This is a genomic window from Streptomyces sp. NBC_00464, from assembly GCF_036013915.1.
Lineage (GTDB): Bacteria > Actinomycetota > Actinomycetes > Streptomycetales > Streptomycetaceae > Streptomyces.
In genome coordinates, this window is sequence record NZ_CP107899.1 from 6,154,515 (window position 1) to 6,166,663 (window position 12,149).

General features: G+C 69.9%; 11 protein-coding genes. 4 read left to right on the top strand and 7 right to left on the bottom strand.

Features of this window, described 5'->3' with window-relative positions; all coding sequences use genetic code 11:
• Nucleotides 1-41 precede the first annotated feature (41 nt).
• From OG912_RS27690 to OG912_RS27705, 4 genes are all read left to right on the top strand, one after another.
• Nucleotides 42-1,376 carry an ABC transporter substrate-binding protein gene (locus OG912_RS27690; RefSeq protein WP_326735510.1) on the top strand — a complete coding sequence of 445 codons (1,335 nt, stop codon included), beginning with the start codon at nucleotides 42-44 and terminating at the stop codon, nucleotides 1,374-1,376.
• Nucleotides 1,377-1,554: 178 nt separating this feature from the next.
• Nucleotides 1,555-2,382, top strand: coding sequence for a rhamnogalacturonan acetylesterase (locus tag OG912_RS27695; RefSeq protein ID WP_327711714.1), 828 nt, complete (start codon nucleotides 1,555-1,557; stop codon nucleotides 2,380-2,382).
• A gap of 65 nt (nucleotides 2,383-2,447) precedes the next feature.
• On the top strand, nucleotides 2,448-3,791 hold the full coding sequence (locus tag OG912_RS27700; RefSeq protein WP_327711715.1) for a pectate lyase family protein: 1,344 nt from the start codon (nucleotides 2,448-2,450) through the stop codon (nucleotides 3,789-3,791).
• A gap of 105 nt (nucleotides 3,792-3,896) precedes the next feature.
• Nucleotides 3,897-5,009 (top strand): pectinesterase family protein, encoded by a 1,113-nt coding sequence (locus OG912_RS27705; protein WP_327711716.1) that lies wholly within the window; start codon nucleotides 3,897-3,899, stop codon nucleotides 5,007-5,009.
• Nucleotides 5,010-5,080: 71 nt separating this feature from the next.
• Here OG912_RS27705 and OG912_RS27710 read toward each other — a convergent pair whose 3' ends face one another.
• The 7 genes from OG912_RS27710 to OG912_RS27740 all read right to left on the bottom strand — a co-directional run bounded on the left by OG912_RS27710 (nucleotide 5,081) and on the right by OG912_RS27740 (nucleotide 12,056).
• Nucleotides 5,081-5,929 (bottom strand): pectate lyase, encoded by an 849-nt coding sequence (locus OG912_RS27710; RefSeq protein ID WP_326740552.1) that lies wholly within the window; start codon nucleotides 5,927-5,929, stop codon nucleotides 5,081-5,083.
• 121 nt (nucleotides 5,930-6,050) lie between these two features.
• Nucleotides 6,051-6,773, bottom strand: coding sequence for a hypothetical protein (locus OG912_RS27715; protein ID WP_327711718.1), 723 nt, complete (start codon nucleotides 6,771-6,773; stop codon nucleotides 6,051-6,053).
• Complete coding sequence (locus OG912_RS27720) at nucleotides 6,770-7,345, bottom strand: SigE family RNA polymerase sigma factor (RefSeq protein WP_327711719.1); 576 nt, start codon at nucleotides 7,343-7,345, stop codon at nucleotides 6,770-6,772. The genes OG912_RS27715 and OG912_RS27720 overlap by 4 nt, the downstream gene beginning before the upstream one ends.
• Before the next feature lie 236 nt (nucleotides 7,346-7,581).
• Nucleotides 7,582-9,033 carry a peptidoglycan D,D-transpeptidase FtsI family protein gene (locus OG912_RS27725; RefSeq protein WP_327711721.1) on the bottom strand — a complete coding sequence of 484 codons (1,452 nt, stop codon included), beginning with the start codon at nucleotides 9,031-9,033 and terminating at the stop codon, nucleotides 7,582-7,584.
• Between the two features lie 107 nt (nucleotides 9,034-9,140).
• Entirely contained in the window at nucleotides 9,141-10,406 is a 1,266-nt protein-coding gene (locus OG912_RS27730; RefSeq protein ID WP_327713563.1) for a phosphatase PAP2 family protein, read from the bottom strand.
• Nucleotides 10,407-10,809: 403 nt separating this feature from the next.
• Nucleotides 10,810-11,283 carry a GNAT family N-acetyltransferase gene (locus tag OG912_RS27735; protein ID WP_327711723.1) on the bottom strand — a complete coding sequence of 158 codons (474 nt, stop codon included), beginning with the start codon at nucleotides 11,281-11,283 and terminating at the stop codon, nucleotides 10,810-10,812.
• 2 nt (nucleotides 11,284-11,285) lie between these two features.
• Nucleotides 11,286-12,056: an IclR family transcriptional regulator gene (locus OG912_RS27740; RefSeq protein WP_219569419.1), complete on the bottom strand. Its 771-nt coding sequence runs from the start codon at nucleotides 12,054-12,056 to the stop codon at nucleotides 11,286-11,288.
• Between the last annotated feature and the right edge of the window lie 93 nt (nucleotides 12,057-12,149).

The following is a 12,149-nucleotide window of genomic DNA, read 5'->3' on the forward strand; positions in this document are numbered from 1 at the left end:
CATGCGCACGGACCGAGAGAACCGAGAGAGAAGAGCCGATCATGAACATCTCGAAGACGCAGCGGGGGCGTGCCACGGCCGCTGTCTCCCTTGCCGCGGTACTCGCACTGACCGCGACCGCCTGCGGTGACGACGGCAGCGACACCGGCACCGAGGGCAGCGGCAAGGGCGAGATCACCTTCTGGGACAACAACGGTGGTCCGCGCACCGCCATCTGGACCGAGATCATCAAGGACTTCGAGAAGAAGTACCCGGACATCAAGGTCAAGTACGTCCCGATCCCGATCGCCGACGTGCAGTCCAAGTACGACACGGCCATCGCGGGCGGCGGACTGCCGGACGTCGGCGGCGTCGGCACCGCCTACCTCGCCAACATGGTCTCGCAGGAGGCCCTTGAGCCGCTCAACAGCCGGATCAAGGACTCCACCCTCAACGGCAAGCTCGTCGAGGGCATGGTCGCGAGCGTCAAGGACGCGGGCGGCCGGGGCGACGACATGTACTCCGTCCCGACCTCCGCCAACAACGGCGCACTCTGGTACCGCACCGACCTGTTCAAGGCCGCGAACCTCGAAGCGCCCACCACCTGGGCCAACTTCTACACGGCGGCCGAGAAGCTCACCGCCTCCAAGGACAACAAGTTCGGCTACACCATCCGCGGTGGCGCCGGTTCCATCGCCCAGGCGATCGACGCGTCGTACGGTCAGTCCGGCATCACGGAGTTCTGGAGCGGCGACAAGACGACGCTCAACGACCCGAAGAACGTCGCCGCGCTGGAGAAGTACGTGGCGCTGTACAAGAAGACGACGCCCGCCGCCGACGTCAACAACGACTTCACCAAGATGGTCGCCCAGTTCGACACCGGCACCATCGGCATGCTGAGCCACAACCTCGGCTCCTACCAGGACCACCTGAAGGCGCTGGGCAAGGAGAAGTTCGCCGGCATACCGAACCCGATCGGCGACAGCGGCACCCGGGTGCAGGTCTCCAACCCGGTCGACGGGCTCGGCCTGTTCCGGTCGAGCAAGAACAAGACGGCCGCCTGGAAGTTCATCGAGTTCGCCGCCTCCCACGAGTCGAACAGCAAGTGGAACGAGTCCGCGGGCGCCATCCCGGCCAACACCGAGGCCGCCAAGGACCCGTGGATCAGCGCCACCGAGCCGACCGAGCTCGCCGCGAAGGCCCTCACCGACGGCTCCACCAAGATCGTGCAGCTGCCGTACTACCTGCCGGACTGGAACAACATCAGCAAGGCGGACAACGAGCCGGAGTTCCAGAAGCTGCTGCTCGGCAAGGTCACGGCCAAGGCCTTCCTGGACAAGATCGCGGACGAGCTGAACAAGGCCCAGAAGGAGTGGAAGGAGATCGGCAACGGCTGATCCGGCTCCTGGGGCCTCTCACCAGGCCGACACCCCGGTGACGGGGGACCGGCGGCGGTCCGGGTCGCGTCCCGCCGCCGGTCCCCTCTCCTCCTGCACTTCTCCTCCTGCACTCCGTACCGCCGTACGCACGTCCCCGTACGCACCGCTACGCATCCATGAGAGAGGCAGTTTCACCGTGTCACTCACCCGCAGGCAGACCGCGGCCGCCATCGCCGCGCTGCCCCTGGTGCTCGCCACCGGCACCGCAGCGGCGGCGCACAGCCCGGGCGGACGCCCCCGCCCCCGTACCGTGCACATCGCCGGCGATTCGACGGCCGCGCAGAAGTACGCCGACGCGGCGCCCGAGACCGGCTGGGGCATGGCCCTGCCGTTCTTCCTGGGCCGCACCCTGACGGTCGCCAACCATGCGATGAACGGCCGCAGTTCGAAGAGTTTCATCGACGAGGGCCGGCTCGCAGCCCTGCTGGAGGAGGTACGCGAGGGCGACCTCCTGCTGATCCAGTTCGGGCACAACGACGAGAAGACCGAGGACCCGGCCCGCGGCACCGACCCGTACACCACCTACCAGGACTACCTGCGCCAGTACGTGCACGGCGCACGGTCCCGCCGGGCGCGGCCGGTCCTGCTCACCCCGGTGGAGCGCCGCCGCTTCGCCGCGGACGGCACGGCGAAGCCCAGTCACGGCGAGTACCCGGCCGCGATGCGCGCGCTGGCCGCCGAGGAGCGCGTCCCCCTGCTCGACCTCCAGGCGCTCACGCTCGCGCGCTGGCAGGAGCTCGGCCCCGACGGCACGCTGGAGTACTTCAACTGGCTGGAGCCGGGCCAGTCGCCCAACTACCCGGACGGGCAACAGGACAACACGCACTTCCGGCCCCGTGGCGCCGTCGAGGCCGCGCGGCTCGTCGCCCGGTCCCTCGTGGCCGGGAAGGTACTCGCCCCGCGCGACGTACGGCGCACCGATTCCGCGATCCCGCTCGAATGGATCACCTGGCCGCAGGCCTGACCCGGCCGCCCCGCCTCTCCTTCTCCTCATTTCACAGCTCCCTCCTCACCACCGAAGGATCCGCCATGCCCGCACGCATCTGTCATGCCCGCGCCATTGCCTTGGTGATGGGCTGCGCCTCCCTGGCGCTCGCCGTGTCCGTCCCCGCCCAGGCCACCGGGCACCCGGGCGGCTCCGGCCACTCCAAGGGCATCGACCGTGCCGTCCTCGCCAAGGGCGACGGCTGGGCCGCCGCCGAGGGCTCCACCACCGGCGGCGCCGCCGCCACCCCCGACCACATCTACACCGTGAGCAACCGCGCCGAACTCATCGCCGCCTTCGAGGACGCGGGCGACGCACCGAAGATCATCAGGATCGACGGCACCGTCCACGGGAACTCCGACGCCGAGGGCACCCCGATCGGCTGCGAGGCGTACCAGACCGACGGCTACACCCTGGACAAGTACCTCGCCGCCTACGACCCGGCCACCTGGGGCCGCGAGGAGGTTCCGTCCGGGCCCCTGGAGGACGCCCGGCTCGCCTCCGCCAAGCTGCAGAAGGCCGCGGTGAACGTCTACGTCCCGTCCAACACCACGATCATCGGGGTCGGCAAGGACGCGACGGTCATCGGCGCCAGCATCCAGATCCAGAACGTCTCCAACGTCATCGTCCGCAACATCAGCTTCGAGGACACCTACGACTGCTTCCCCCAGTGGGACCCCACCGACGGTGAGACCGGGCACTGGAACTCCGAGTACGACAACCTCGTCGTCTACGGCTCCGACCACGTCTGGGTCGACCACAACACCTTCAGTGACGGCGACCGCCCCGACGCCGACCAGCCGCTCTACTTCAACGAGCGGTACCAGCAGCACGACGGCCTCTTCGACATCGTCAAGGGCGCCGACCTCGTCACCGCCTCGTGGAACGTCCTCAAGGACCACGACAAGACGATGCTCATCGGCAACAGCGACGGCGCCGGGGCGACCGACCGCGGCAAGCTGCGCGTCACCCTGCACCACAATCTCTTCAAGGACGTGAACGAGCGCGCCCCCCGGGTCCGCTTCGGACAGGTCGACTCCTACAACAACCACTTCGTCGCAACCAAGGGCAGCGTCTACGGCTACACGTACGGCATCGGCGCCGAGTCCCAGCTCGTCGCTGAGCACAACGCGTTCAGCCTCGGCGCCGGATTCGACCAGGCGAAGATCCTCAAGAAGTGGTCCGAGTCCTCGCTCACCGCCGCGGACAACTACGTCAACGGCCGCCGGACGGACCTCGTCGCCGTCCACAACGCGGGCGTCCCCGCGGAGCAGCTCACCACCGGTGCCGGCTGGACGCCGACCCTGCGCACCAGGGTCGACCACCCGGTTCTCGTGCCGCTGCTCGTCGGCCTCAAGGCCGGCGCCGGGCGGATTCCCGGCGCCTGACCGCCGGCTGTCCCGTGTCCGGCGGTCTCCCCGCCGGTGCCACTCCCGGCACCGGCGGGGAGACCGTACGTCCCGTCGAGCCCTCCGCGTAAGGAAGTACCGCCCATGCCCAGCAGACGCAGTGCCCTGACCCTGCTCGCGGGCGGCAGCGCCGCCCTCGTCCTCGGCGCCGCCCCCGCCGCGCACGCCCACGGCCGGCCCGGCGCACACCGCCCCTTCGGACGCTACGGCTCACCGTCCCGCCGCCTCGACGCCGCGACGCTGTACGTCGACGCCCACGGCAGGGGCGACCACACCCGCGTCCAGGCCGCCGTGGACGCCGCGACCGGCACCGGCCGCACCCTGGTCATCGCCCCGGGCACCTACCGCGAGACGGTCGACATCCCGGCCGACCGGACCGGCCTCACCCTCATCGGCGCGAGCGGTGACCCGCACGACACCGTCATCGTGTACGCCAACGCCAACGGCACCCCCCGGCCGGACGGTTCGGGGACGTACGGCACCAGCGGATCCGCCACCGTCACCGCCCGGCCCGCCGGCCTCACCGCCCACGGCCTGACCTTCGCCAACGACTGGCTGCGCGCCGACCACCCCGAATACACCGGCACCCAGGCCGTCGCCATCAAGGTGCAGGGAGACCGTTCGGCGTTCTACGGATGCCGCTTCCTGGGTCACCAGGACACCCTGTACGCCGACTCCCTCGCCCTCACCGACTTCGCCCGCCAGTACTACCGCGACTGCTACGTCGAAGGTGACGTCGACTTCGTCTTCGGCCGCGCCACCGCCGTACTCGACCGGTGTCACTTCCGCACCCTGACCCGCACCGACCTGGCGGCCGCGCCGTACGGCTTCGTCTTCGCACCCAGTACCGCCGGAGCCAACCCGCACGGTTACCTGGTGCAGCGCTCCCGCATCACCAGCGCCGCGCCGGACGGGTACTTCAAACTGGCCCGCCCGTGGGTGCCCTCGTCCGACCTCACCGCACACCCGATGCTGACCGTGCGCGACAGCCGCCTCGACGCGGGGACCGACACGGACGAGCCGTACGGGACCATGTCCGCGGGCTTCCCCTGGCAGGAGCAGCGGTTCGCCGAGTACCGCAACACGGGCCCCGGCGCGCGCGTCACCGTACCCGCCAACCGCCCCCTGCTGACCGCGTCCGAGGCGCGCCTGCACACCCCGGCCGCCTGGTTCGGGGACTGGCGCCCGTACGAGTAGAACGCGCCACCGCATGACGGGAGCCCCGCCGGACCGGTCCGGCGGGGCTCCCGTCACCGTCGCTGTGCCGCTCAGTCGTAGCTGATGTCCGAGCTGCTGTACTTGCAGTACGTGCCGTCAGGACCGCTGCCGGTCTCCGTCGGCTCGTCACCGTCGTCGTTGCCCGTGTAGCGGACGCACGGCTTGATCTTCTTGCTGCTGTCGCCGTGGATCCGGACGGACTTCAGCGTCGCGGTGTCCCCGTAGTTGGTGTTGATCCCGACCAGGGCCTTGCCCGGCGCCGTCACGTCGACGTCGCTGACCGCGATCGTGCGCTTGTACTGCTTGGAGCAGTTGCCGCAGGACCGGACGAGCTTGCCGAAGTCCGACACCTGGAAGCCGCTGATCGTCAGCGTGCCCGCGCCGTTGAACTGGAAGACCTTGTCGTCGGCCTTCCTGGCGCCACCGCCGGTCACCTTGTACGTGGCGCCCGACGAGGTGCCCTTGAAGGACGCCGCGTCCTCGCCGACGTCCTCCCACCACACGTTCTGGATCGTGCAGCTGCCCTTGCAGTGAATGCCGTCGGCGGCCGGCGAGCCGACGACGACGTTCTTCAGGACCGCCCCGTCGGCGAGTTCGAAGATCGGGTCCTGGCCCTCGTCCTGACCGCCGTCGCCCAGGTCCCCGCTCCCGTAGAAGCGCTTCAGTCCGCCGTCGTACGTCCCCGAGACCTCGATGGTCGCCGAGACGGCCTGCGAACCCGAGGGCGTAGGCCAGGCGGCGGCCGCGGCGGCCGTGGGGGCCGCGTCGGCCGACTGGACCAGCAGGCCGGTGGTGAGCGCGGCGCCGGTGAGCGCCAGTGCGGTGGTCGAAGCGGCGAACATGCGGCGGCGGCCGGTGCGCCGTGCATGGCTGCCTTGCAGTGCGGCTCGTTTCTTCATGTCGGTGTCCCGTTCCTCGATGGTGGGGGGAGCGTTGCGCTTCTTGGTCGCCACCGCGGGGGACAAGGGTTGCCGGGTTCCGCCGTCTTCTTTCCGTCTGGTCGTCGGGCCGGTGGACCGGTCAGTGGTCGGGGCCGAAGTAGTCGCCCACCGAGGCCCGTTCACCGGAGGCGCGGACCGCGTGCGCGGTCAGGTAGTCGCCCGACGCGTCCCGGTCGCCCTCGGCGTGGTTGTACTGCCCCGCGAACGTGTGGGTGCCGGCGGGGACGGTCCGGCCCGCCTTCAGCGCCCACCGGTAGACGAGATAGCCGCCGTCCTCCGTCGCCGACACGGTGAAGTCCTTCTCGGGCAACGAGCGCCAGGAACCGGTGGTGTTCACCCCGCCGGTGAGCGCGATCCGCAGTTCCACGGTGAGCGCGGACAGCGGCTCGGCCGTCCGCAGCGTCACATTGCTCTGCGCCCAGTACGCGTTGGAGTGCGGGTCGACGGCACCGTCCGTCCACAGCGGCCCGTCCTGCGTCCGCAACGGGCCGAGGGCCGCGGGCGGTGTCACGGACGGGGTGGGGACGGGTGTCCCGGGGGCCGCCACCCGCTCCCCGTGCGGTGCGTTGTCCCCGCCGGCGGAAGTCACGGCGACCGCGCCGAACGCCAGAACGCCGCAGACCGCGGCCGTCGCCCCCGCGACTCGCAGCCACGGCGCCGCCGCACGCGGCGGGCGCGCCGGCCGGGCGGGCGGGCGGCCCTCGGCCATGCCGCGCTTGACCCGGGCCAGCATCCGCTCCCGGTCGGGGCGGTGCGCCTCGGCGGCCTCCCGCAGCCGCACGGACAGCTCCTCGTCCTTCACCGGTCTCCTCCGCTGGGCTGCGCCGCGACGGCCGCCTGTACGTGTGCGGCGGCGGACGTCTCCGGACCCAGCAGCCGCTGCAGTTCCGCGACGGCACGCGAGGTCTGGCTCTTCACCGTACCCACCGAGATCCCGAGCACCAGCGAGGTGTCCCGCTCCGAGAGGTCGAAGGCGTGCCGCAGCACCACACAGGCACGCTTGCGGAACGGCAGTCTGCGCAGCGCCCCCTGGACGTCGACGACCGCCGACACATCCGGATCGTCGACCGCGTCCCCGCTGCCGCGCGGCGCCCAGAACAGCGCGATCCGGCGCCGCTCGCGCACCGCGCTGCGGATCCGGGTCCTCGCCATGTTGGCGACGACGCCGCGCGCGTACGCCACCGGATGGTCGGCGTTCCTGACCCGGTCCCAGCGGTGCCAGAGCGCCAGCAGGGCGTCGGCCGTCAGATCGTCGGCGGCATCGGCCTCACCGGTCAGCAGATGGGCCAGCCGGGCGAGTTCGGCGTAATGGGCCTCGAAGAACTCATGGAACTCGGCGGCAGCGGCATCGGCATGGTCGATGGATGTGCCCACAGCTACCTCATCTCTGCGCTCGCGTTCCGGTGCCTGCGTCGGCCGGACTGTGTACGTTCCCAGCCGCCGCCCACGGCGGGCGGCGGGGCGAGAGCGTACCAGCGCACCCCGGAAGCGCTTCGACGCGGGTGTGTCACCAAGTAAGGCGTAACAGAGCGAAAACCTGAAGGGTCCGGAACACAAAGAACGTCCCGGCGCCCCTGGAGAGGAGCGCCGGGACGTTGGGCCGCTCCCGCCTAACGCTGGAGTGCGGCCTTCATCATCTTCTGGGCGATCGGGGCCGCGAGGCCGTTGCCGCTGACCTCGGACGCCGCCGACCCCGAGTCCTCCACGATCACGGCGACCGCGACCTCCTGGCCGCTGGAGTCGTCCTTCGCGTACGAGGTGAACCAGGCGTACGGGGTGTTGCTGTTGCCCACGCCGTTCTCCGCGGTGCCCGTCTTGCCGCCCACCTCGGCGCCGTCGATCCGGGCGTTGGTGCCGGTGCCCTCCTCCACGACGGTCACCATCGCGCTGCGCAGCTGCTCGGCCGTGGACGAGGAGACGATGCGCTTCATGTCACCGTCCGCGTAGTCCTGGAGCGTGCCGCCCTCGGAGTCCGTCACCTTGGAGACCATGTGCGGGGCGGCGAGTTCGCCGTCGTTGGCGAGGGTCGCGGAGACCATGGCGATCTGCAGCGGCGTCGCGGTGACCTCGAACTGGCCGATGCCCGTCAGCGCCGTCTGTGCCTTGTCCATCCCGGACGGGTAGATGCTCTTCGAGGCCCGGACCGGCACATCGAGCTTCTCGGTGTTGAAACCGAACTTCTCCGCCATCGCCCGAACCTTGTCCTGGCCGAGATCGGCGGCGACCTTGCCGAAGACGTTGTTGCAGGAGTACTGGAGCGCCACGCGCAGCGTCGCGTTCTCGCAGGGGGCGGAGGCGCTCTCGTTCTTCAGGGGGGTGCTGGTCCCGGGCAGCGTGTACGGGACGGGGCTCTTCGTCGGCTCGTCGACCGAGCTGTACAGCCCGTTCTCCAGTGCGGCCGATGCCACCACCAGCTTGAACGTCGAACCCGGCGCCAGCGGCTGCCGCATGGCGCGGTTGACCAGCGGCTTGTCCGGGTCGGCGAGCAGCTTCTGCCAGGTGTCGCCGTCCGTCGTCCCACTGATGTCGGAGGGGTCGTAGGACGGGGAGGAGACCATCCCCAGGATCTGCCCGCTCTTCGGGTCGATCGCGACGGCCGCGCCCTTGTCGTCCCCGAGCGCCTCGTACGCCGCCTTCTGGACGTCCGGGTCGATCGTCGTCAGCACATTGCCGGGCGGGCTCTGCTTGCCGGTCAGCGAGTCCAGCGGATTCTTCAGCCGGGTGTCGGTGCCGTCCAGCACCCCGCTGTAGATCCCTTCGAGCTGGGTGGAGCCATAGGCCTGCGAGCTGTAGCCGGTGACGGCCGCGTAGAGGTCGCCCTCCTTGTAGGTGCGTTTGTACTCGAGATCGCTGCCCTCCGTCTTCTTCGATCCGGTGACCGGGGAGCCGGCCACGATGATGTCGCCGAGCGGCTGCGCGTACTGCGCGATGACGTTCCGCCGGTTGTGTTCGTTGTCTGCGAGCGCCTGGGCCTGGTACGCCTGCACCCAGGTCGCACGCCCCAGCAGGGCGAGGACCAGCAGCAGGGAGAAGACAGAGGCGCGCCTGATCGTCTTGTTCATCCCGCTGGAGGGACGAGCGGGAAGCCGCACTCCGTTCCCGGTTGTGCCGCTTCTCACCCATTCCTCATCAAAGCTGCCGTGCCCCGGGCCGGCCGGGAGGGAGCGGCTCAGACCAGTTCGGGCTGAAGCTCCGGCTGCCGCACCGCCGGTGCGGGCTTCGGGTCCCATTGCCGGGTGGTCCGCACGTACGCGTAGATCACCGAGGCTGTGGCCAGTACGAGCAGCGGGCCGAAGAGCCACGGATAGGTGGCCATCGGCGTCGACAGATAGCGGGAGGCCACCAGGATCGCGGTGAAGACCGTCGCACCGTAAGCGACCAGCTGGGTTCCGGAACGGTCCCAGCCGCGTTCGAGCGAGCGCAGGGCCGTCTCGATCGTGAGGGTGAAGATCACGCCGGTGATGATGTCGATGCCGTAGTGGTAGCCGAAGCCCAGCGTCGCGGCGAGGGTGGCGACCAGCCAGAACGCGCCCGCGAACTGCAGGAGCCTGGGGCCCCTGCGGGAGTGGATGAAGATCGTGGTGGCCCATGCCGTGTGCAGGCTGGGCATGCAGTTGCGCGGGGTGAAGTCGTCGAACGGCATGTGCTGCGGGCCACTGCTCGGCGGCATCGTGTCGGGCCACAGGTTGGCCACGGCCCAGTGCCCGCCGTCGGCGCCGTAGGCGAAGACCGGTCCCACGACCGGGAAGACCATGTAGATGGCCGGCCCGAGGAGGCCGATGGTCAGGAAGGTGCGCACCAGGTGGTGGGACGGGAAGCGGCGTTCGACCGCCACCTTGCGCAGCTGGTACACCGCGACGACGACCGCGGCCACCGCGAGCTGGGTGTAGACGGAGTTGAGGAAGACCTCACCGAACGAACCGGTGGACCTGACCAGCCGGCCCACCAGCCACGAGGGGTTGCCCAGCGCGTGGTCGGCGGTCGCCACGTACTGGTCGAGCACCAGCGGGCGGGTCTTCGAGGTGATGAGCAACCAGGTGTCGCCGGTCTTGCGGCCGGTCACCAGCAGCAGGCCGAGCCCCACACCCTTCAGCAGCAGAAGGCGTTCCTGGCCGGTGCGGCGGGTGATGGCGATGACCGCGCACCCCAGGATCACCCACAGCGCGCCGTTACCGAAGGGGTGGCCGTGGGTCACCGGCGCGTCGGCCACCCAGCGCACCAGCAGGAAGACGAGGTCGATACCGATCGCGGTCCCGATGGCGATGAACCGCTGCCGCCAGGTGAGGACCACCATCATCAGGCCCATGCTGCCGTACAGCAGGAATCCCGAGGCGGGGGCGACGATCACCTCTCGCGCCTGGCTGGCGATCGGCCCCGGCAGGCCGTAGTGGCGCGCGGCGATCTCCAGAGCGACGAGGAACCCGAGGCCCACCACCGCTACCGCGGCATAGAGCGCCGTTCGTGGGCGGCGCCAAGTGCCGGGCGTATTTCCGTTGGTTATTCGCGAAAACACCCGCGATGCTATAGGTATCAAGAGTTTGGCCGATTTGTTAGATATGGGCGGAGTCGGTCATGTTGTCGGCACTTGTCGCGCCGGGAGCACGGTTCGCCGGTGTCGGTGGACGATGAGGTAAATCGCCATGAATTCGAGCATGTTATCGGAGTGGTGTTCGAAGCCTCGATGGTCATGGCGGATCGCACGGCAGGCGGGCCTGTGCCTGTCGCGCGGGACGGGTGGTGGCTCGCGCCCGGACGGTGTCACCCGGGCAGGTCCAGCCCGGCAGGTCCCACCCGGCCGGTCGTCCTACCCGGCAGGTCATCTCATCCGGCCGGTCGTCTCACCCGGGCAGGGTGAACAGCAGCTCGTCCGTGTCCTCGCCGCGCGCGTGTGCGTAGCCGTGATCCTTGCCCGTCACGACGAACCCGCACTTCTCCAGCACCCGCCGCGAGCCCGTGTTGTCGGCCGCGGCGCGCGCGTGCAACGGGCGTTCGGCCACGATGTCGAGCAGCGCTTCCAGGGCGGCGGTGGCCAGGCCGCAGCCCCAGCGTGCCCGGTCGATCCAGTACGTGACCTCTCGCTCGCCCGCCGCCCCGTACACCCCGGCGCTGCCGGCCACCGCACCGTCCGCGAGCACCGTGCGCATCACGACGGACGGGTCCGCGAGGATGCGCGTCCAGTGCGCGTCGAACGCCTGCCGGTCGGTCGGGTCCTCACTGGTGAAGGCAGCCGCGTGGACCGACTCCGGGTCGGACATCCAGACGAAGAACAACGGCAGATCGGCGTCCCGTACCGGGCGCAGTGAGACCTCCACGGTCAGAGCCTCCGGGTGGCGAGGGTCAGCCGGTCCCGCGCGTCGAACAGTGCGTCCTTGACCATCTGCTCGTGTGCCGGAGTGAGCCGGGCGACCGGCACCGAGCAGCTGATGGCGTCCCGGGCCGGAGTGCGGTACGGCACCGCGACGCCGAAGCAGCGCAGCCCCAGCGTGTTCTCCTCGCGGTCCACCGCGTAGCCCTGCTCGCGGATCAGGTGCAGCTCCTCGATGAGCTTCTCCCGGTCGGTCAGGGTGTGTTCGGTCAGCGCGGGCAGCGTCTCGGGCAGCATCTTGCGCACCTGCTCGTCGCTGTGGGTGGCCAGCAGCGCCTTGCCGAGCGAGGTCGAGTGTGCGGGCAGCCTGCGGCCGACGCGGGTGAAGGGGCGCAGATAGTGCTGGGACTGGCGGGTGGCGAGGTACACCACGTTCGTCCCGTCGAGACGGGCGAGGTGAATGGTCTCCGTGGTGTCGTCGGAGAGCCGGTCCAGGGTGGGGCGGGCGGCCGCGACCACCTCGTCGCCGTCGATGTAGGAGGTGCCGACCAGCAGCGCCCGTACGCCGATCCCGTACCGCGTCCCCGTCGCGTCCGTCTCCACCCAGCCCAGCTCGACCAGGGTGCGCAGCAGCATGTAGAGGCTGGACTTGGGATACCCGACCGCCTCCTGCACCGCGGCGAGCGAGTGCATGCCCGGCCGTCCGGCGAAGTACTCCAGCAGTTCCACCGTCCGTACCGCGGACTTGACCTGTGCCCCACCAGACTCGGCAACCGACATCGCCCTACGCCCCTTCCAGCCCACTTACGAAACCCTGCGACTTCTTGCCAACACCGAACGCCCGGAAATAGAGTCGCTTCATATTCACGATCA